At 68.5% G+C, this 19,703-nt stretch carries 17 protein-coding genes; 11 read left to right on the forward strand and 6 right to left on the reverse strand.

Annotated elements, in window-relative coordinates; genetic code table 11:
- Window positions 1-247: 247 nt before the first annotated feature.
- On the reverse strand, window positions 248-2,230 hold the full coding sequence (locus KEG57_RS47910) for a hypothetical protein (RefSeq protein ID WP_272423613.1): 1,983 nt from the start codon (window positions 2,228-2,230) through the stop codon (window positions 248-250).
- Window positions 2,231-2,316: 86 nt separating this feature from the next.
- Window positions 2,317-3,072, reverse strand: a complete 756-nt coding sequence (locus tag KEG57_RS47915; RefSeq protein ID WP_272423612.1) for a hypothetical protein — start codon at window positions 3,070-3,072, stop codon at window positions 2,317-2,319.
- A gap of 239 nt (window positions 3,073-3,311) precedes the next feature.
- Here KEG57_RS47915 and KEG57_RS47920 point away from each other — a divergent pair, with 239 nt between their 5' ends.
- From KEG57_RS47920 to KEG57_RS47930, 3 genes are all read left to right on the forward strand, one after another.
- A complete protein-coding gene (locus KEG57_RS47920; protein ID WP_272423611.1) occupies window positions 3,312-4,043 on the forward strand; it encodes a VOC family protein in 732 nt (243 codons plus the stop codon).
- 82 nt (window positions 4,044-4,125) lie between these two features.
- Entirely contained in the window at window positions 4,126-4,494 is a 369-nt protein-coding gene (locus KEG57_RS47925) for a copper-binding protein (protein WP_272423610.1), read from the forward strand.
- A 107-nt stretch (window positions 4,495-4,601) separates the two neighbouring features.
- Window positions 4,602-5,378, forward strand: coding sequence for a Uma2 family endonuclease (locus KEG57_RS47930; RefSeq protein WP_272423773.1), 777 nt, complete (start codon window positions 4,602-4,604; stop codon window positions 5,376-5,378).
- A gap of 4 nt (window positions 5,379-5,382) precedes the next feature.
- On the opposite strand, the gene KEG57_RS47935 is transcribed toward KEG57_RS47930, so the two are convergent.
- Entirely contained in the window at window positions 5,383-6,435 is a 1,053-nt protein-coding gene (locus tag KEG57_RS47935; protein WP_272423609.1) for a C2 domain-containing protein, read from the reverse strand.
- A gap of 89 nt (window positions 6,436-6,524) precedes the next feature.
- Here KEG57_RS47935 and KEG57_RS47940 point away from each other — a divergent pair, with 89 nt between their 5' ends.
- Window positions 6,525-7,433 carry a zinc ribbon domain-containing protein gene (locus KEG57_RS47940; protein WP_272423608.1) on the forward strand — a complete coding sequence of 303 codons (909 nt, stop codon included), beginning with the start codon at window positions 6,525-6,527 and terminating at the stop codon, window positions 7,431-7,433.
- An 18-nt stretch (window positions 7,434-7,451) separates the two neighbouring features.
- On the opposite strand, the gene KEG57_RS47945 is transcribed toward KEG57_RS47940, so the two are convergent.
- Window positions 7,452-9,392: a multicopper oxidase family protein gene (locus KEG57_RS47945; protein WP_272423607.1), complete on the reverse strand. Its 1,941-nt coding sequence runs from the start codon at window positions 9,390-9,392 to the stop codon at window positions 7,452-7,454.
- A 581-nt stretch (window positions 9,393-9,973) separates the two neighbouring features.
- On the opposite strand from KEG57_RS47945, the gene KEG57_RS47950 reads away from it, so the two are divergent.
- The 6 genes from KEG57_RS47950 to KEG57_RS47975 are packed head-to-tail and all read left to right on the forward strand — an operon-like array spanning window position 9,974 to window position 16,578.
- The gene (locus KEG57_RS47950) at window positions 9,974-11,506 is read left to right on the forward strand and encodes an AAA family ATPase (RefSeq protein ID WP_272423606.1); all 1,533 of its coding nucleotides are present in this window, start codon (window positions 9,974-9,976) and stop codon (window positions 11,504-11,506) included.
- A complete protein-coding gene (locus KEG57_RS47955; protein ID WP_272423605.1) occupies window positions 11,499-12,389 on the forward strand; it encodes a hypothetical protein in 891 nt (296 codons plus the stop codon). The genes KEG57_RS47950 and KEG57_RS47955 overlap by 8 nt, the downstream gene beginning before the upstream one ends.
- Complete coding sequence (locus tag KEG57_RS47960) at window positions 12,386-14,047, forward strand: hypothetical protein (protein ID WP_272423604.1); 1,662 nt, start codon at window positions 12,386-12,388, stop codon at window positions 14,045-14,047. Before KEG57_RS47955 ends, KEG57_RS47960 begins: the two co-directional genes overlap by 4 nt.
- 4 nt (window positions 14,048-14,051) lie before the next feature.
- Window positions 14,052-14,639 (forward strand): hypothetical protein, encoded by a 588-nt coding sequence (locus tag KEG57_RS47965; protein WP_272423603.1) that lies wholly within the window; start codon window positions 14,052-14,054, stop codon window positions 14,637-14,639.
- Window positions 14,640-14,685: 46 nt separating this feature from the next.
- A complete protein-coding gene (locus KEG57_RS47970) occupies window positions 14,686-15,423 on the forward strand; it encodes a hypothetical protein (RefSeq protein ID WP_272423602.1) in 738 nt (245 codons plus the stop codon).
- A 15-nt stretch (window positions 15,424-15,438) separates the two neighbouring features.
- A complete protein-coding gene (locus KEG57_RS47975) occupies window positions 15,439-16,578 on the forward strand; it encodes a hypothetical protein (RefSeq protein WP_272423601.1) in 1,140 nt (379 codons plus the stop codon).
- Between the two features lie 115 nt (window positions 16,579-16,693).
- On the opposite strand, the gene KEG57_RS47980 is transcribed toward KEG57_RS47975, so the two are convergent.
- Both KEG57_RS47980 and KEG57_RS47985 read right to left on the reverse strand, forming a co-directional pair.
- A complete protein-coding gene (locus tag KEG57_RS47980) occupies window positions 16,694-17,488 on the reverse strand; it encodes a hypothetical protein (RefSeq protein ID WP_272423600.1) in 795 nt (264 codons plus the stop codon).
- A gap of 338 nt (window positions 17,489-17,826) precedes the next feature.
- A complete protein-coding gene (locus tag KEG57_RS47985) occupies window positions 17,827-18,522 on the reverse strand; it encodes a LamB/YcsF family protein (protein ID WP_272423599.1) in 696 nt (231 codons plus the stop codon).
- A 76-nt stretch (window positions 18,523-18,598) separates the two neighbouring features.
- Between KEG57_RS47985 and KEG57_RS47990 the strand changes: the two genes are divergently transcribed.
- Window positions 18,599-19,639 (forward strand): NAD-dependent epimerase/dehydratase family protein, encoded by a 1,041-nt coding sequence (locus KEG57_RS47990; RefSeq protein ID WP_272423598.1) that lies wholly within the window; start codon window positions 18,599-18,601, stop codon window positions 19,637-19,639.
- Window positions 19,640-19,703: the final 64 nt, after the last annotated feature.

The raw sequence follows: 19,703 nt of genomic DNA on the forward strand, positions 1-19,703 counted from the left end.
TGCGCGATGCGCAGTTCATCGAACAGGCGGAGCCAAGACCAGCGAAGGCCCTGCCATCAAGACAGCCGCGCTGACAGTTTTTATGGGCAACGCCGTCCCTGGTCTTGCCACCGGCCCGTGGAAGAACTGCGCAACGCGCAGTTCTTCCATCCCGAGTCCAGGGCTTGCCCTGGTCCGGGTCCAGGGGTGGACAACCCCTGGTCGGGCCCGGGGTGAAACCCCGGCGCTGCGCTTCCCAGCGCCCCCTCTAGAGATCCATCTTGAGCAGCCGGCCCTCTGGCTTCGAGGCGTCGAGCAGCGGCTCCAGGAGGTACGGCGCCTTCTGCATCTCCTTTGGCGGCGGCGCTGTCGTGGTCACGACGTACTGGAACGCTGGCGACCCGTTCGAGCTCTCCTCCAGGTGCCGCGCGTAGAGGAACAGCCGCTCGTAGATGCGCCCGTCCATGTCTGCCTCGCGGGGCCCGTCGTGCACGAGCAGCCCCGGGAGCTGGCCGTGTCCGTCCATCGAGAGCTTCATCGCTGCGAGGTCGAATGCGAGCAGCTTGATCGTCTGCATCGCTGCGCCGTCGCGCTCGCCGCGGTCCTCGACGCGCAGCTCGAGCCGCCGGCCCTTCACCTCGACACGTGCCTCCACGTGATCGCCGAGCAGCGCGCGCACGACGTCGCGGAATCGCTCCGAGATCCGCGCCTCGGCCTCCTCTTGCTCGCGCCGCAGTGCGGCTTGACGCTCCGACGAGGCTTTCACCTCGTCCGTCACGATCACGAGCCGCTCCGTGTTCGCGTCCGCCTCGCGCTCGGCTGCCGTCATGTAGCCGTAGAGCCGCTCGACCTCCTCGATCGCTGCTCGCTCCCGCGCGATGCGCTTCTCCTCCGCGGAGAGCGCGCTCCGCTGCCGCGCATGCTCGGCTGCCGCCTCTTTCTGCGCGGCCCGCGCCTCTGCGAGCGTGCGCTTCGCCTCCATCACCGCCTCGGCGAGCGCCTTCTTCCCTTCGCGCGTGATCGGCGTCGCGGACGGATGCGATGCTGCGAGTGCACATCCCTTCGCGATCGCCACATCGAGCGGCACGCTGCAAATGCCCGCGTGCACCGGCAGCGACGCCTTCGCCCCTTCCTCTGCTTCGCGCTTCTTCTCGCTCGGCCGCTTCGCCTCCTCGCGACGCGCTTCTGCCTCGCGCAGCGCCTCGACCCGCACGCCGCACGCCTCGGCCGCTTGCCGCGCCGCATCCTCGGCTTGCTCCACCGCGAGCGCCTGCGCCGCGAGTGCCTCCTCCGCGGCCGCGACGCTCTCCTTCCGCCGCGATACCGTCTCGCGGAAGCGCGCGGCGAACAGCGGCCCTGCGTCGCTCGTGTCGTCTTCGACGCCGAGCAGCCGCGCGAGCCTGCGCCGATCTTCCGCGGCGCGATCCGCGAGCCTTGGCGCCCTCTCCTCGAGGCTCTGCTTCTCCAGCGCGAGATCCTCGTAGCGACGTTGCGCCTCGCTCTCCTCGTCCGACATGAGCGCGCAGAGCGCTCGCAGCACCACGTGCCGATCGTCCGTCACGAGCCGCGGACTCTCCGATTCGCTCGACGGATCGCGCCACTCCACGAGACCCGCGAACCGTGACTCCTGGTCCCGCGAAAGCCACGGCAGCACGTGCTCCCACGCGATCGGCTCCCGCTGATGCGGCAGCTCCTTCACCGGCACGGGCTCCATCACCACGTGCCGGATGTCCGCGAGAAAATCCTGGTACCCGCCGCGCCCGCGCTCCGCGAGCGCCTCGGCGAACGACATCCCGCGCACGGCGAACGGATGCAGGCCGAGCCCGAACGGCCGCCCCACGATCCAGCGCGCGTCGCCCACGACGATCGCCGCCACGACCCAGCCGTCGGGCAGCGCCTCGCGGATCTTGTCCTGCCCGCGCGTCGTCCCGAACCGATGCTCGCCGAGCAGGTAGCGCAGCATGCGGCAGAACGTGGTCTTGCCGGCCGTGTGCCCCGTGATCTGACCGTCGCCGAGCCGGTTCTCGATGTCCTCGGGCGTGGGTGGCGCCCAGAGCACGTTCAGGCCTTTGCGCAGCGTGAGGTGCCGGATGATGGACGCCTCGGACGCGTCGTAGTCGCGGAGCAGCCAGACCTCGGCGACCCAGACGAGCGGCTCGTCGCGGCCCTTCTTGATCGGCGCGGAAGGAGGCGGGGCGGGGGGCTCGAAACCTCCGAAGAGGTCGAGCTGTTGCATGCGACGCTTGGCCATGACTTCGAGAGCGGGTGCGCGACCCTACCCCACGTTTTCGCGACTGTCTCTGGAAAGGTGTCCTCGTGCCGTCCCGCGCGCGCCGGCTAGTCCTTCAGCGCCAGCAGGGTCCGATCGAGCTCATCGGCCATCTTGGTGAGCTCCTCCACGCTCACGCCGAGCTCCTTGCTCGCCTTGATGTCGGAGACGGCGCCGTCCTCCACGAGCAGGGCCGCGTACCTTTGCGCGAGCTTCGACGAACGCTGCAGCGTGCCGCGCAGATCGAGGGAGAGCTCCGGATCGTTCATGAGCCCTTCGAGGGAGGCGAGCACGCGGAGCGCGCGCACCTGGCCCGGCGCGTCCTTTGGCTTGCCCATCGGTTTCCCCATCGCCGGGACATCGTCGTCCTCGTCGTCGTCCTCGTCGCCGTCGAACCCGGGCAGGCCACGTTTGTCCTCGATCCGGGCGAGCATCTCCTCGACGGGGACGAGCGGTACGTCGTTCGGAAAGACCAGTGCGCCTTCGCCGGCGCGCGGCAGGAGGTACCGCAAGGTTGAGACGAGGCCGCGGCATGGGCCGACCTCGAGGTCCGAGGCCCGGTCGAGGGTGAGGACGGACTTGCAGGCGCGGTAGCGCGCGAGGATGGGCTTGGGGAGTGGGCGCTTGGCGAGCGCGTAAGCGGCCTGGAGCTCCGAGACGGGCGGGACTTCGCCGCCAGCGGCGACCTCGGGCACGCTCTCGTCCTCGTCGATCCGATCGACGTGTTCGTCGATGTAGGCCTCGAGATGACGTTCGTACTCGTCGGCGAGCGCGGAGATCGCGCGGGGCGAGAGGGGGCTGTAGACGAACCAGGTGGCGCTCACGAAGCCGTCCCATACCACGGGATGGCCGGCGCGCGAGCGGAAGCAGGCGAGGAAGCGGTGCTATCGTCTCATCCCGAACCGCGACGCTGGGGCGTTGCCCCAGGCCCCACCAGGGGTTGTCCACCCCTGGACCCGGACCAGCGCAAGCGCTGGACCCGGGGTCGATGAACTGCGCGATGCGCAGTTCATCGAACAGGTCGAGGCAAGGCCGGCGAGCGGATCGAGCGAGGTAAACGACGATGATGAACGGGTTTTGCTGGTACGAGCTCAGGACGACCGACACGGGCGCGGCGCAGGCGTTTTATGTCGACGTGCTCGGCTTTCGAATGCGGGACAACCTGTTTTTCCGAGGCGATCGGCCTGTCGCCGGATGTTCGCCGTTGCCCGAGCGCGCCGCGGCCCGGGGCGCGCCGGCGCATTGGCTCGGGCATATTGCCGTGCGTGACGTCGAGAGCCTTTCGCATCGCATCCTCGCGCAAGGGGGGGAGCAACTCGGACCGACGCGCACGCTCGAAAGTGGCGCGACGCGCGTGATCCTGCGCGACCCATTCGGCTCGGTCCTTTCGCTCGTCTCGTCGAGCGACACCACGAGCGGCGACGTGGTCGTTTGGCACGACCTCAACACGCGAGATCATGCGCGGGCCTTTGCTTTTTATTCGGATCTGTTCGGCTGGAAGGCGACCGAGACGGTGGATTTCGGGCCGGAGTTCGGCGCGTATTTGAAGTTCTCGTGGGACGAAGGCGGGCCGAGCGTGGGTGGCATGGTCAGCAGCGCTCGGCTGCCGCATGTCCACCCGCACTGGCTCTTTTATTTCCACGTGGAAGATCTCGACGAAGCGCTCGCCAAGGTGAGCGCGCGCGGGGGCAAGGTGCTCGCCCCGCGTGAGCTCCCGAATGGCGATCGTGTCGCCGTCTGCGACGACCCGCAGGGGGCCGCGTTTGCCCTGCATGCGTCCGCGGCGCGGGCCTAGCCTCGTCCGCCCCCGCTGGCCGCGTCGGCCGTCGCCTTCGCTTCTCCTCCCGTTTTTGCCTTCTCGGTGGTAGAGCAACCGCATGCGCGTGATTTCCAGTCATCGAACGAGCCCGGCGGTCCTCGCGACCGTCGCGGCGGTGCTGCTCGCGGCCGCGCCTGCCTGTTCGCGCTCGCAGGAGCCCTCCGGCAGCGGCGCCGTCCCGACCGCCGCCCCGAGCGCGACGTACACGACGCGCGGCAAGGTGCGCGCGATCGGCGAGAAGAAGGACAACATCACGATCGCCCACGAGGACATCCCCGGGTACATGAAGGCGATGACGATGATGTTCGAGGTCGCCAAGCCCGAGCTTTTGCGCGACGTGAAGGTCGGCGACGACGTGTCGTTCACGTTCTCGGATCGGGACGGGCGGCTCTTCGTCGAGTCGATCACGCCCGCGCCGCCGAAGTAGCAGGGGGGTGTGTCGACGGGCCCGTTTGTCTCGGCTTTTTTGACCCTCGACGTCACAAAAACAGCCTGTTCCCCGCCATTTTTCGTGGTATCGTCTCCAACGTGACGATGCACCCGACGAAGCTCTTCGCGCCCGGCCCGTTTCAGGCCCAGCAGCTCCGCTCGGGGGACCCGTACGAGCTCTCGAACGGGCATCCGATCCTGTGTCTGCCGACAGGCGGTCGCGGCGCGCGGGCGAACTTGCTCGGCGGCACGGTGCTGGAGACGGATCCGGCCGTCGAGCAGGCGGGCGTGGACGCGGGATTTTCGCCGGAGCCGGGGACGATGCGTGCGCCTGACGTGGCCGTGGGCCACGTGCCGGACGTGCCCGGCTGGGTGCAGGGTGCGCCGCCGCTCGCGGTGGAATACGCGGATCGCGGGCAGGACGAGGAGGAGCTGCAGTCGAAGATCGCCGAGCTCCTCGCGGCGGGCACGCAGTACGTGTGGGTCGTGTGGCTCACGGGTCCGCGAAGGGTCGAGGTGTACGCGCCGGGGCAGAAGCTTCGCACCGTGCGGCCGGGCGAATCCCTCGAGGCGCCGGGGATCCTGAAGAACCCGGTCCCCGTCGAGGCTCTGTACGACCGCGAGGCCGCGCACGAGGCCACGCTGCGCAACCTCTTGCAGCGCCGCGGCTACGAGAGCCTGGAGGCCGTGCGGGATGCAGGGCGTGAGGCCGGGGAGCTCGCCCACGCGCGCGCCGTTCTCCGCCGGCAGCTCGGCAAGCGCGGGATCTCGCTCGACGCAGCCCAGGAAGCGCGCATCGACGGGACGACCGACCTCGAGACCCTCGACCGTTGGCTCGATCAGACGCTCGTCGCGAAGACCGTCGACGAAGCCCTGCGCTGACCCTTCACGGAAACGTCCCGCACGGCGTCGACGTCTTCCCCTCGGACCACTCGGCCGGAAGCGGTCCGGCCACCTTCACGGTGAACGTCGCGTTTCCCTCGTTGTTGCGCGGATCCGCATCGTTCAGCCCCACCCAGACGAGCCCGGGCGTGCGCGCCACGAACCGCGCGCAAGGCGCGACGATCGCCCCCATTCGCGCGTCGCCGCCTCCCACCGCGGCGATGCCGGCGCCGTGGGGCGCGGACCGGAAGGGCTCGTTGTCGAAGTTCGGGTCGTGCGGTTCCTTCTCGAAATACCCGCGCGGATCGATCCACGCGCCGCGCCCCGTCCCGATCCGGTATTGCCCCCGCGCCGCGATTTCGACCACCTCGCCCGCGCGAATCGGCCGCATCGACACCAGCGTGCCGCCCGCCTGCGCCGTCACCGCCGCCTCGGCCGACTCCATGGGGTTCGCAACGGCCATCACGGCGAGATCCATTCGCATCACGCCTCCGCCGCGCATCGAGAACACGGGCCGCGTCGCCTGCGCGGCGAGCAGCTCCTGCCGCCCGAGCTTCACCCCGCCGATCACCTCCGCCCCGGCGCCGTCCCGATCCACCACGGCAAGCGTGATGCCCTCGGCCGGGATCGAATTCGTTGGAATCACGAATTCGCCGTTGAACGTGGTTTGCATCGTATCGTGCGCGGTCGGCGTCTGGTAATGGGCCGCGCTGCCCACGCCGAGCAGCACCACGAGATCGGGCAGCCGCGCGTCGGCGTTTGCGGGCCGCGGGCGCGGATCGATGGGGCAGAGGGCCTCGGCGCCTTTTCCCGTGATCGGATCGGTCGTGGCCATCATGCGGCCGAGCATGCCGCACGCCGTGCCGTCGGTCGGCTGGGGCTCGATGTCGTCCCAGGGCACCTGCGTGCCTGGCCGGAGCGGGGTCACCTCCACCGTGTCGACGCGGACGACGAGCCAGGGCGGCTCCTGGAAAACACTCGGGGTCCCCGGCTCTCCCATCGGCTCGGCGCAGGCCGCGGCGAGGAGCACGAGCGAAACGAATCCGATCCGGCGCATGCCCCAGCGTACGCCAGAACGAGCGGGAAGGGTAGGGGACGAGGCGGCTTGCTCTCCTCGCGACCTGCGTGATACGCCAAACCAGCATAATGACGTCGCAAGCCAAGGAGCCCATCCACGGACGCGCGCCCACTTGCCCGGCGTGCGGCGCGCCCTTGCCCATCGAGCTCGGCGACGCCCGCGTGCGCTGCCGCCATTGCGGCGCCGTCACGCCCCTCGACGAAGGGCTCCGCAGGGCCATGCTCGCCTACGTCGGCGACGTCGTCGCCGTGGCCAAGAAAGAGCTCCAGGCGCGGTTCGTCGCGGCGTTTTACGAGCAAAACGCGAAGGCCGCCAAACCGGTCATCTTCGGGGTGATTGGCTTCGCCACGTTCCTCACGTTCGCCTTCGTCGCGGGGCTCATCACGGGGGAGGTCAACATGGGCCTGCCGCTTCTCTATTTCGGGATCTTGTTCGGCGGCTGGGTCTTGTCCCTCGCCGCCTTCACGCGCGGCTGGGGCGTCATGTACGACATTCCGGACATCGAGACCCTCGCCGCGACGGGGATCGTCCGCTGCGACGGGTGCGGCGCCATGCATTCGTTCCGCGCGGGCGAGGCCGTCTCCGATTGCAAGCATTGCCGGAGCCGCCTCCTCGTCCCCTTTGCGCTCGCCGCGAGCCTGCTCGGCGAGGCGCGCGCCTCGAAAGACCGCGCGGACAGAGAGCAAGCGCAGAGCTACGATCGGGCTGCGAACGCCGGGGATCGCCTCGTCGGCGTTTCGGTGTTCCTCGTGTTCTTCGGCATCCTCGCCGCTATGGTCACGGTCATCGCCATCGGGCGTCCCGAGGGGCCCGAGGTCACGCGCACCGAGATGTGGCTCTCGTTCCTCGGGACGTTCGTCCTGTCGATCGTCTTCATGGTGCGAAGCACCAAGCGCGGCATGCAGAAGCGGCAGGAGATGGACGCCCAGGTCGACGCGCTGGCCCGGCGCGTGGGGGATACGGCGCGCCGGGGCTGACGTCGCGGGTGCTGAGGATCACGGACCGCAGAGTGCGGGATTCGGCGCGGGCGGGAGTGGGAACGCGTCCGTCGCTTCCTTGGCGAACTGGCACTGGAGATCCTCGGTCTTGCACCCGGCCTGGCTGATGCAATTGCCGGCGGCGTCCGTGCCTTGGCAAAGGCAGGCCGTATCGCCCTCAGGGCAGATCTCGACGAGCTCCATCATGCCCATGTCCTCGTGGTTCAGCTTGTGGCAATGCAGCACGAATTGACCCGTGAACTTGCGAAAGTTCGTCAGGATCTGCCGCGGCCCGTCCTCCGCCTGCACCCAGAACGTGTCACGCCAGTGCGGGAAATTCGGCTCCTTGTTCGAATCGTTCGCGCAGACGAGGTACGGATTGATGTGAATGTGGAACGGGTGCCCGTCGAACGCGCGGATCTCCCATTTCTCCGTCGTGCCGACCTCCATTACCCGGTCGCTGCGATATCCCCAGGCGCGCCGATCGTCGAAGCGCCGGCAACTGATGTTCGGGGCGGGGCAGAGGCACGTCGGCGCGTCCGGATCGATGCCGTGCATGTGGTCGTTCGGACTGCACGAGCCGAGCTCGGAGGGTTTTTCCGGGTCGGGCTCCTCGCCCGGCGTGGGGACGAGCAGCGCGATCTTCTGGTGGACCTTTTCGACCGATTCGCAGCTCGCTTCCATCGTCTGGCCGTCGACTTTGCCCATGAACGTCGTCGGCGGCGCGATGGCCGCGAGGGCCGACTCCTCCGGCATGTTCGTCTCGGTCGGCTCGCCGTTCGCCGGATCCACGTCGAAGATCGCCACGAGACTCCCGAGCGGATCGGCCGGGCGCCGCCCCACGAGGCAAAGCGTCGTCTTCTCGGCGGGCATCTTCACCACCGCCTCGATACGATATCCGGGTGATACCCATATCGTATCGCTCACGTAAAACTTCGGCAGCGTGATGCCGTCGCGGGCGATCTGCGTGATCTCGATCGGATGGAGGACGTCGAACGATTCGCAAGTCGGATCCTCCGAGGGGTGGAGCTTCATTCCGAGCTCGTTCGGGGTGCCGGCGTGCACGATCCGGAGACGCTCGACCTGATTCGGCGACGTCTTGATGTGCGGCAAGAGCTTGCCGCTCACGAGCGTCGGCTTCGTATCGTTCTCCGCAGCCTCGAAATCGTTCGCCGACAGCGTGTCCTCGGAGCAAGCTTCTCCATCCGCGAGCGGTCGCGTCGATTCGACGTTGATGGGCACGCCGCCGAGCACCATGATCCGCTCGTTCGCCTTGGCGATCCCGGGAACCTCGTCGAGATCCCCCTCGAAGATGAGCGCGCCTGCGGCGCCGTTCGTCACCTGAATGGCCGTCGAACCGTGGATGTGCGGGTGATACCAGTTGAAGCCCGCGTGGTGCGTCCCGTCCTCGTCGAGATCCCAGCGGTATTGCGCCATCTCGCCGGGCGGCACCTCGTGCAGCACGTCGTCGGCGTGGTACCGCGCGTCTGGCCCGCAGCCCGAGCCCTCGCATGGATCCCCCGCCGCGGGCGTCGCGTAGTTCGGCTGGACGTGCGCGCCGTGCGCGTGCAGGTTCGTCAGGTTGAAATCGTGGCACGTGACGGCGGACGTGTTCGCGGCCCCGGCCACGAGCCGATAATCGGAGCGCTTGAAGTCGTTGTGCAGATTGACCCGCACCTTGCGGTCGGTCCCCGAAGGAACGCGGATCGTCGGCCCCGGGATCGATCCATTGTACGTCCGCAGGCAATACCTCTTTCCGCCGATCGTCACCTCGCTCGGCGCGAGGCGCAGCTCGTGGACCCCCGCCGCGTTCGGCGCGAGCTCCGGCGGGTTCTCGAAGATCTCGGGCGGGCCAGCCGGCGCCGCTTCGTCCGAGCAACCGCCGAGCACCGCGCTCAGCAAAAGGAACGCGCATCGACCTGCGCGCGAAATGGGTAAGCCAAGGCTCCCTTGCTTCATGGTTTCCCTCCACGCCCGGCTTCGAGCGCCGGTGATTCGTTGCTTCCGGGCCTTCCGAGGTCGACTCTAGACGAACGGCATCCTCTCGGATGGCCGCAGGTGGTCAGTGGATGGCCAGGATCCGGCCATCGAGGAGGGAAACCATGGGTCTCCTCTGGGAGGCGCTTCGCTGGGGCGTTGCCCCAGGCCCCACCAGGGGCTATCCGCCCCTGGACCTGGACCAGCGCAAGCGCTGGACCCGGGGTCGATGAACTGCGCGATGCGCAGTTCATCGAACAGGCCGAGTCAAGACCAAGAGCGACCCTGCCAATCAAGAGAGCCGCGCTGCCATTTCAACCGGCAACGTTGTCCCTGGTCTTGCCACACCGGCCCGTTGGAAGAACTGCGCGGAGCGCAGTTCTTCCACCACGAGTCCAGGGCTTGCCCTGGTTCGGGTCGAGGGGCGAACAGCCCCCGCGGGGCCCGGGGCAGCGCCCCGGCGCGGCGCCCCCAAGAAGAGACCAATCCTCAGCGCGACGACGACGGGAGGCTCGATTGGCCTCCCGCTCCCGCCACAAGCTCTGGCATAGTCGCGAGCACGAATGGATCCCCATCGCCTCGTCGCTTCGTGGCTCGACGGCCGCGCCCGCGTCGAAAAGGACGGCGCGCTCGTCCTCGGGCCGCGTAGGAGCGCGGGCCTCTCGGGCAAGCTCCGCCGCGCCTACACGTGGATCGCCACGCAAGCTCTCGTGTGCCCGTACCTCGACATGGAGCTCGGCGAATCGACGACGCTCGGCAAGGGCGAAGCGCGCGTCGATCTCGGCCGCGCGGCGCACGCCTCGTACGTCCTCTTGCCGCTCCTTTGCCTCGTCACCTCGCAGCGCCTGCTCTTCGTTGGCGCTCCGGGCCGCGGCAAGACCACCATGGCCACGATCATGGCCGCGCTCGCGGGCATCCCGGAGGGCGAGATCCGCCGCATCGTCCAGCACGGCCATCCCCAGCTCACCACGGCCGATCTGCTCGGCAGCCCCTTGCCCGGTAGCCTCGTCAAGGCCGAGGAATCCCGTGAGATCCGTGTCGAGTGGCGCCGCTGGATCGGCAAGCGCGTCAAGATCATCGACGAGTACAACCGCATCCCCACGAAGACCCAGTCCGCGCTCCTCTCGCTCCTCGCCGAGGGCTACGCCGAGAGTTTCGAGCAGGTCGCGCTCGCCGGCAAATCCGCCTGGTATCTCACGGCGAACGAGGACTCCGGCGGCGGCACGTTCCAGGTCATCGAGGCCCTCAAGGATCGCATCGACGTCGTCGTCCGCGCGCCGCCGTTCCACGCCCGCTCGCTCGATGCCCTCGCCGAGCGTGTCGCCACCGCGCGACCGCCCGAGACGCGCATCCCGGCCGACGTCGTCTTCTCCGCGGAGGAGCTCGATCAAGCCGAGGCCGAGATCCGCGCCGTCCCGGTCCCCGAGAGTGTGCTCGACGTGCTCGGGTTTTTCGCGGGCCAGCTCGATTTTTGCCGCAGGGCCTCGGACGTCCTCGAATACCGCAACAAGGACACGCTCCACCTCGCGGGCAAGAAGGTCGCGCACGTCTGCAACGAGGATTGCCCGCTCGACAAGAACGTCCACGTCTGCACGCAGACTGAAAATGGCGTCTCGGCGCGCGCGCTCCAGGCCATCCTGCTCTTCGCCAAGGCCCTCGCGTATTTCCGCGGCAAGAGCGAAGTCTCCGTGACCGACGTGCGCCTCGTCCTGCCGTTCACGCTCTTCGAAAAACTCCGGCCGAACCTGCAGAGCGCGTTCTTCCAGAAGGCCGAGAGCCGCGTTCTTTTGCTCGATCGGGCCACGTGGATCACGCGCCTCTTCGATCAAGCGGCCGTGCAGCACGCGGCCTACGCGCCGCTCCGCGCGAGCGTGCGCGAGCTTCAGGCCGAGGCCGAGGCGACCGCGCTCGGCGCCACCACGGCCGAGCTCAAGCGCCGCGTCGGCAAGGTGCAGCGCGCGATGGAGGAGCTGCTCAAGCGCGCCGATTTGTCGGGGCCGATCTACGAGGATCTCGTGCTCCTGAAGAGCCTCCACGAGTCCTACCAGCGCAGGCTCGCCGCTGCCGAGCGACTGGAAGGAGGGGCCCGTGAGTGATCTCGAAGCGCTGGCGACGCACCATGTACGGGAGGGAGAACGCCGGTTCTCCCGCTGGGACGCCGCGCTGTTCGAAGCGCTCCTCGCTGGGCCAGGCAAGCGGCTCGCGGCGGGCCTCGACGGGTCCGAGAGCTCGCTTCGCGCGTTCGAGGCTTGGCTCGGCCTCGTGGTCGAGGCGATCGGGCTCGGATACATCCGGCCCGGCGTCGTGGGCGAAGGCGACGCGCCACGCGTGCGCAGGCCGGAAAACCTCGTGGAATGGCTGTTCGTGGACATGCTCCCGGACACCCTTCCCACCGTCCCGATCGAGGCGCGCATGGGCCTGCTCGCGAAGGCATGGAACCTCGGCGAAGGCCTGTTCGGCGAGCCGCCGTGGCTGAACCTCTGCGTCGCTTCCGCGATGGCCGCGCCGAGCGCCTCCGCGAGCGCCGGCGCGCGGTTCGACCTCGAAGGCCGACTCCTCCGTATCCTCGACGCCGCGCTCGCGCCGCGCGCCCGCTCCACGTGGAAAGGACCGTTCGTGGTGCGGACCATCGATCTGCGCGAGGTCGAATCCGCGTTCTTGCCGGGCCGCGTGCATTTCGGCGCGCCCACGCTCGTCTGCGTCCACGATCGCAAGCGGCCCGATCTCTCCGCGGGCGTGCTCCTCGGCGCGCGTGGCGCCCCGAACCTCGCGTTCCGCTCGCCGTGCCTCGCCGACAAGGTCGAGCCCGATCCGAGCTTGCCCACGGTCACGCTCGGGCAGGCCGTCCTGTACGTGAGCGACGCGCGCGTCCCACTTCCGCACTGGAAACGCGGGCACAGCGTGGCTGCCTCGCGCGCGGGCCTCGTGGTCGCGACCGCGCTCGACTCGCAACGCCTCTGGCTCGTGGAGAGCCCTTGAGCGCCGAGGAGCGCATTGCATCCCTTGCGGCGCGCGCCTTCCCTCGCGCGCTCGCGCGTTACTCGCCGTATCTCCTGATCGGCGAACCCGTCGTGGACCCGGATGGCGAAACGTTCGCCCGCATCGACCTCGCCTCGCGCACGATCCGCCTCGGCGCGCGCCCCATTGCCGAGGCTTCACTCGAAGACGCGCTCGAAGCGCTGATCGCCCACGAGCTCGGCCACCACGTCGCGTTCCCGGGCCATCCCGTCGAGCACGCGCGCCTCCTCCTGCTCGAACGCACGTTTTTGCCGCGCCTGCCGCGCTCGCTCACGGGCCCGTTTTACGACCTGCTCGTCGACGAGCGGCTCGGCCAGGGTTTGCCCTCGATCGAGGACGACCTCTGCCGCATCCTCGTGGCGCGCGGCGCGCGTGCGCCTGACGACGTGCTCTTCACGTTCCAGCGCGCCGTGATTGAAGAGCTCTGGCAACGAAGGGAAGGGGAGTTGCTCGGGAAAAATGCCGCCGCCTTCGCGCGCGCTTTTCCGGACCACCGCCTCGACGCGAAGCTCGTCGCGGAACACCTCTTCGCGTTCGCGCCCGACGTCACGCTCCAGTACCTTTATTTCGCCTCCATCGCCTGGCGATACGCGATGGCGAGCCCCGCGCAAAAACACGCGGGCGAAGGCGACTGCGCCGAAGGTGAGCTCTCGGCCGAGGATCTCGCCGCGGCGCTCGTGCCGAAGAAGAGCGAAAAAGCGGCAATCGAGCGGGCGATCCGCGAAGGTTTTTTTTCGAAGGACCTCGCGGAAAAACTCGCCGATCAGAGCCTCGAACGCCGCGCGGGGGCGATGCCGGGCGACGGCGCGGGCAAATCCGAGCTGCTCACGACGGCCATGGCGGCCCATTACCGCCGCGAGGCCGAAAAATACCTTTTTCGTCCGCCGCCTGCCCGCGTCTTTGCCGACGCGCTCGTGCCCACCACGCACCTCGAATGGGAGCCCGGCGATCCGGTCGCCGATATCGACTGGGTCGCCACGCTCCTCCGCCGCGGCGAGACCCTCGGCGCCGCGATGCCGCTGCTCCGCGAGCGCATTGCCGACGAGGAGGGCCAGAGCACGCCGTCGTTTCTCGGTCGCACCGAGATTTACCTCGATGTGAGCGGATCCATGCCCGACCCGAAGCGCGCCCTCAACGCGATGACCCTCGCCGCGCAGATCCTCGCGACCGGCACGATCCGCGCGGGCGGCGCGGCGCGCGCACTCGTCTATTCGGTGGGCCACGAAAAAGCGTGGGACTTCTGCCGCTCCGAGCGTGTGCTTTCGAGGTTTCTCATGCGCTATATCGGCGGCGGCACGCAGTTCCCATTCGACGTCCTCGCGGCGTCCGTCGAAGAGACCCGCTCCGAGCAGCCGATCCGCGTTGTCATCACCGACAGCGACTTCGACGCGAACTACGACGCGCACCGGCAAAACGCGACCATCTTTGCGCGTGCGGCCGAACGCTCACCGGCGTTCGTGCTCCTCCTGCACGCGCCGAATCGCGAAAAGGTGCGTCGCTACGAGCAGGCCGGGGCGCGTGTCGTCGCCGTGCGCGCGCTCGGCGATTTCCCGCGTGTCGCGGCCGAGCTCGCCTTCTCCTTGTTCGACGACCCGGGCACGACCCACCCCAGCGGATAGAGCCATGTCTTTCCTGAAAAACTGGACCGCGAAGCCTACGACCGCGCCGGCCACGCAAGACGCCCGGCTCCTGCCGGAAAGTGTGCCTCTCGACCTCGCGCCGATCCTGGCCGCGCTCGGCCAGGTCCTCGCGGAGATCGAGCCCGCCGCGCTGGATGTCGACGTCGCGCGGGCCAAACTCGCGGACCTCTGCCGGGATCTCGCGATCGAGCCCGTCGATCCGCTGGAGCTCGATCCAATCGCCGCAGAGCTTGATCGCGGCGCGATCGAGCGGCTCGCGCTGCTCGTGCTCGTGCTCGAACGGCGCGGGATTCCCGAGGCTCTGCTGAAGCGCATCTTCGAAGGTCGCGCGCGCACTGCGGCGCGGGAAGGGCTTTTTGATGTCGCGCGGGGATCGAGCCTCGTGACGCTCGATCTTTTGCGCGGCAGCCCGCTGCGCCGCGAGGAGCTCGCGCGTAGGCTCGTCCTCGGGCTCGGCGCATCCGTCGCGGGGGAGAGCCTGGCCGAGGCGCGCGCGGCGCTCGAACGACTCGATTATGGGCGGCTCATGGCCGAGGCGGAGCGAGCGCGGCGGGCGGCGGGGAAGGGGTGAGGATCATCCTTGCCAGGATTTGAGGTTTCCTGATTGCATCCCGAGAATGAAGTTTTCGCGCCTGCGCACCCTCCTCTCCTTCGGGTTCCTCGGTTGCGCGACGATGGCGGTCGTGCCGCTCGGCTGCGGGGCCACGGTCAGACAACTGGCGCAGCAGGACGACCGCCCGCGTGTGCCGGACGCCACCGCGGAGCGCCTACGCGAATGCGTGGATGAGTTCGGTGGCGACCTTCACCGGGGGTACTACACGTTCGACTACACGGTGACGGTCGATGAAGAGGGCCGCGTGGTCGATGTGGCGTCGAAGGGCGTGCCCCACGCGGATCTCGCGGCGTGTACGCGGATCGCGCTGCGAGGCATGACCATCCCCGAGGAGCTACTCGGGCTGCGCAAGCTGCGCCTGTCCGAGTCGACCGCGCCTGCGAACGGGCAAACGCCGGCCGAGCGTGGCCTCGTCGGCAACCCCGGGGTGCTCGTGGCCGTGGCGATCGCCCTCGCCGACCTCATCATCGAAGTAGGCCCCGTCATCATCGTGATGGCCGCCGAGCTGGAGCTCAGCAAGGATATTGCGGTGACGGTTCGAGAGAAGGAAGAGTGGGAGAAAGAATGCGGTAAGCACCTGAACGCTTGCCTGGATTCGTCTAGACAGAGCGACCCGGGGTCCGTCTATGGCTCAAAGAGATGCCTCATGTGCCACGAGAAGTGTAAGGCTGAGCAAGAATGGCCCAAAGGAGTTCGGTTTACGAACGGCAGATGGGCAAGTTGTGTTTACAAATCCAATTAGCAACAGTGGGACGTGATGAGCACGGACGAAGAAATAGTAGAAGAAGACAACGAGCTCTTATCGGCGTTTGCGGAGGCGAGCGTTGCCATTTACTTGAAAGCGACGGAGCGGACCCGAACGTTCGCTGAGGTCGTCGACGACTACCGCGGGCTCGAAGCCGAGTTTGTGGCGCGTGCAGGCGACGACGAACGCAGCGCGCTCGAGGTGAGGAGACGCATCGCCGAACACGTTCTCTCCGCAGCACGGGATAAGGCGCCCCGCTTCGAGGTCTGCCGGGGGGCCTGGAACGAGCTGATTCGCCTCGGCTTTACGAATATCTGGATAAGGTGCCTGACGACCTGGTCTTATTTAGATTGCTGCGCGTATGATGAGCAGCCCGAGGAGGGGCTCGCCGTGGTCGAACCCCTCCTCGCCGAACTCGAGCGCGGGCTCGAAGAAGCCAGGGCGGCGCAGCGCCCCACGGATTTCTACGAAGAGGAGCTTGAGCGGTACGGGGACCTCCGTGACGAGCTCCTGGCCCAGCAAAGGGGCCAGCTCAGCCCGAGCCGAAGGACGCGGCGTATGGACGAGGCGTCCCAGCCGGCCCCGGAAAAAGAGAAAATCGACGAGATCGACGACGAGCTCAGGAAAGCGTGCAGGGCCGTCTTCAAAAGCTTTGCACGATCGCAGGATCGAAGCTTCGCCGAGGTCGCCGCCGATTACAAACGGATCGAGGCGGACACTGTGGCGCGCGCAGGCGAAGGCCAAGCGTTCCAGGCCTTCGTGCTCAACGTGAGGCAGCGCATCGCCGAAGATATTCTCCAGGCAGCCTGTTGGCTCAAACAGCCCTTCGAGGTCTGCCGGGAGGCCTGGAACGATCTCGTTCGCGTGGGCTTCACGAGCATCTCGGAACGATGCTGGAAAACGACGTACTACGCGGAGTCCTGCGGGGAGAACCAGAAGCCCGAGGAGGGCCTCGCCGTGCTCGAACCTTTCCTTGCTGAGCTCCAGCGTGGGCTCGAAGCAGGGCTCGCGCGACGGAGCGAAGCCCGCGCGAAGCTCGAACCCCCCCGCCATGGGCCGTCCCCGAGGTTCTACCGACAATGGATCAAGTCCCTGGGCGAGCTCCGGGACAAGCTCGAAGCAGCGCGCAAGGGCGCCGAGCCATCGACCTGAGTACCGTCAGGGACGACGCGGGCGTGGGCGAGCGCCGCCAACGCCGCGGCGCCCACCCTCCTCGTCGCTCGAACCACGCGCCCGAGGCGCAGGCGAATCATCCCACGTCCCCCACTTACCCCTTGACTTCCTCCGCGTCCTCGTCCTCGCCGGCCTCCTCCTCCGCGCCGCTCCCGCCCTTCGACCGGTACAACCTGTCGAGCTTGAACGCCTCCGCCATCGCCGGGTTCCCGAGCCGCTTCGACGCTGCCAACGCCGCCCGCCGCGCCCTTCGCACGAGCTGCACGATGATCCCGTCGAGCAGGTCGAGCGTCTCTGTCTCCACGGGCGTCCCGCGCCCGCCCACGTCTTCCTGGTCGGCTTTTCGCAGCGCCGGGATCGACGCTTGAACGTCCGCCAGCGCCTCGGGCCCGCCCTGATCCGCCGCCACCGGCGCCACCACCGGGTGCTTCAGCGTATCGCCGAGCAGCGCGAGTTGTTGCGCCAGCGGCTCCGCCTTCTTCGCGGCCGACCGCGTCTGCCGCAACGCCGCCGCAACGGTCGCCGCGGCCTCTTCGGCCTCCCCGCTCGCCTCCAGGTCCTCCTTGACCCCCGCGAGCACCGTGCGCGCGTTGATCCGCGCCGTCGCCGCCTGGTTGTACGCCTTGACGTAGGCCTCGCCCGTCACCTTCTTTTTGCCTTTGGCCGCCTCGCGCCCCACGCCCGCTTCGACCAGCCCGTCGCGCGCTCCTGCGAGCTCCGCCGCGTGTTTCGCGCCGAAGCCCGACATCCTGAGCAGCGGCGCGTGTTTTTCGTAGGCGCCGAGCGTCTGGTTTGCTTGATCCAGCGTGTCCTGCGAGCCGAACTGCTCGCCCAATCGAATGAGCGTGAGCCGGCGCGTCTTCGGGATTGTGTCGGTATTGATGGGCATGCGGCGTAGCCTAACGAACTTCGGGGCATCACGAAACCACCTGCGTCCGTCCGGTCGTCACCTCGTCCTGCCCCGGAGCCACCGCTGCGCGTCGCGGCATCACCGCTGTACGTCGCGGAGCCACCGCTGTACGTCGCAGAGCGACCGCTGCGGCTCGTGACACGACCGCTGTAGCTCGCGAAGCGACCGCTGTAACTCGCAGAGCGACCGCTGCGGCTCGTGACACGACCGCTGTAACTCGCGAAGCGACCGCTGTAGCTCGCAGAGCGACCGCTGTAACTCGCGAAGCGACCGCTGTAACTCGCAGAGCGACCGCTGTATCTCGCGAAGCGCGCCGCCTACCGCGACAAGAGCCCCTGACTCTCCAGCGCCGTCCGTACCGCCCCCGCGATCTCCACCGCGAGCGGACCTTCTCCGTGCACCCCGATCGCGTCGAACCGACTCGTCCTCGCGAGCCTGAGCGCGTTCTCCGCGGCGGCTGCGGCGCTCTCGACCATCGCGCCCGGCTCGCCTTCCGGGATCAGGCTTCCATCCGCGCGGTAGCCCCGATCCGCGTACGCCTCCCGCAGATAATCGAGCCCGCCGGTGCGCACGTAGTCGAGCATCGGACCCTCGAACGGGCCGATCACGGGCACGTCCATCGACAACCCTTCGAACGCGCCGTCGAGGATCGCGTCGGCCACGCGCTGGTTCGCCGTCGCCGCGAAGAGCAGCGGATCCGTCGCCTTCACCGCGAAGATCCGCGCGCCTTGCCACTCGGCCACGCGCAGCATCGCGGTACACTGATCACGCACCACGCTCCGCACCTCTTCCGGCTCGACGGAAGGTCCGATCGGCCCGCCGTGCGCGGGGAACGAGACGAGCGCGACGATCTTCGCCCACGACTCCTTCGCCTGCTGGATCGCGCGCTTGATCGACCGCTCGTCGACGCCGGGGCCTCCGCAAGCGATGCTCGCCATCGTGGCGAACTTGTAGAGCTCCCGTGGCTCGTCCAGTCGAAGGCCCACGGGGATGTTGAGGCTGACCGCGCGCATGAGGCCGACCATCGTAACGCAGGGCGCCGCCGCCTGGGTAGTCTCATCGCGAAGGGTCTCCGCATAGGACGCGTGGGTGCTTGACGCCGCCGAGCCGGCATGGTTTCCGCGCTCGATGCAACCGAGCGGCGCCCGCGCCCGTGCCCTCGTCCTCGGCGCCACGGGGCATATCGGACAGGCGATGGTCCGCGAACTGCTCGCGCACGGCTACCAGGTGACCGCCGCGACGCGAAGGAAAAGCCCCCCGAACCTCGCCGGCCTCGAGGTCGACCTCGCCGTCGGCGACGCGGACGCGCCGGGCCAGATCGACGCGTGGGCCCGCGGGCACGACGTGCTCGTCGACGCCGCAGCGCCTTATCCGGTCCACCGCTTCGCCCCGCAATCCTCGGCCGAGCGGGATCCTCTTCGGTATGCCGTGACGCGCACGCGCGCGGTCCTCGACGCTGCATTCCGGAGCGGGGCGCGCCTCGTGTACATCGGCTCCTTCACCACGTTGCCTCGCCACGAAGCAGGCCTTGCCACGCTCGAAACGAACTTCCGCCGGCAGAGCCATCCGTACTTCACGGTCAAGGCGCACATGGAGGGTATGGTCCTCGATGCCGCGCGCCACGGCCTGCCCGCCGTCCTCGCCAATCCCACGGCGTTCCTCGGCCCCTGGGACGACAAGCCCCAGGAGCTCGCGCTCGTCCCGCAGCTCCTCTCGGGCCAGGTCCCGGCCACGGTGCGCCGCGTCGTCAATGTGGTCGACATCCGCGACGCGGCCTCGGCAATCCGCGGCGCGCTGGAAGCCGAGGCGTTCGGCACGCCGATTCCGATCACGGGGCACGACGTTTCCACCGACGTGCTCGCCGCGCGTATCTGCGAGCTCGCGGGCGTGCGGCCTCCGCTTTTGCGCGCTTCGGCCCGGCTCTCCGCGACGGGCGCGTTCTGGATGGAGGCGGCGCTTTCGCTTGGCGGTCGGCCTTCGCCGCTCCCGTCGCTCGCGCTCCTGCTCGTGCTCGACGCGTATGCGATGGGCCCGCCGATGGGCACGACGCGCTTCGCAGCAGGCGTACGCCCGCTCGACGAAACGTTGCGGGATGCGATTGCGTGGTATCGCGCGCAGCGGCGCGCCTGAGCATTGGTCTCATCTGGGAGGCGCTGCGCTGGGGCTTTGCCCCAGGCCCCACCCGGGGCTATCC

Source organism: Polyangium jinanense, from assembly GCF_028435365.1.

Coding starts and splice junctions, on each gene's coding strand:
- KEG57_RS47950 (WP_272423606.1), top strand. CDS start 9,974: ATGGATCCCCATCGCCTCGTCGCTTCGTGGCTCGACGGCCGCGCCCGC.
- KEG57_RS47920 (WP_272423611.1), top strand. CDS start 3,312: ATGATGAACGGGTTTTGCTGGTACGAGCTCAGGACGACCGACACGGGC.
- KEG57_RS47925 (WP_272423610.1), top strand. CDS start 4,126: ATGCGCGTGATTTCCAGTCATCGAACGAGCCCGGCGGTCCTCGCGACC.
- KEG57_RS47985 (WP_272423599.1), bottom strand. CDS start 18,522: ATGCGCGCGGTCAGCCTCAACATCCCCGTGGGCCTTCGACTGGACGAG.
- KEG57_RS47970 (WP_272423602.1), top strand. CDS start 14,686: ATGAAGTTTTCGCGCCTGCGCACCCTCCTCTCCTTCGGGTTCCTCGGT.
- KEG57_RS47910 (WP_272423613.1), bottom strand. CDS start 2,230: ATGGCCAAGCGTCGCATGCAACAGCTCGACCTCTTCGGAGGTTTCGAG.
- KEG57_RS47965 (WP_272423603.1), top strand. CDS start 14,052: ATGTCTTTCCTGAAAAACTGGACCGCGAAGCCTACGACCGCGCCGGCC.
- KEG57_RS47975 (WP_272423601.1), top strand. CDS start 15,439: ATGAGCACGGACGAAGAAATAGTAGAAGAAGACAACGAGCTCTTATCG.
- KEG57_RS47930 (WP_272423773.1), top strand. CDS start 4,602: ATGCACCCGACGAAGCTCTTCGCGCCCGGCCCGTTTCAGGCCCAGCAG.
- KEG57_RS47980 (WP_272423600.1), bottom strand. CDS start 17,488: ATGCCCATCAATACCGACACAATCCCGAAGACGCGCCGGCTCACGCTC.
- KEG57_RS47940 (WP_272423608.1), top strand. CDS start 6,525: ATGACGTCGCAAGCCAAGGAGCCCATCCACGGACGCGCGCCCACTTGC.
- KEG57_RS47945 (WP_272423607.1), bottom strand. CDS start 9,392: ATGAAGCAAGGGAGCCTTGGCTTACCCATTTCGCGCGCAGGTCGATGC.
- KEG57_RS47935 (WP_272423609.1), bottom strand. CDS start 6,435: ATGCGCCGGATCGGATTCGTTTCGCTCGTGCTCCTCGCCGCGGCCTGC.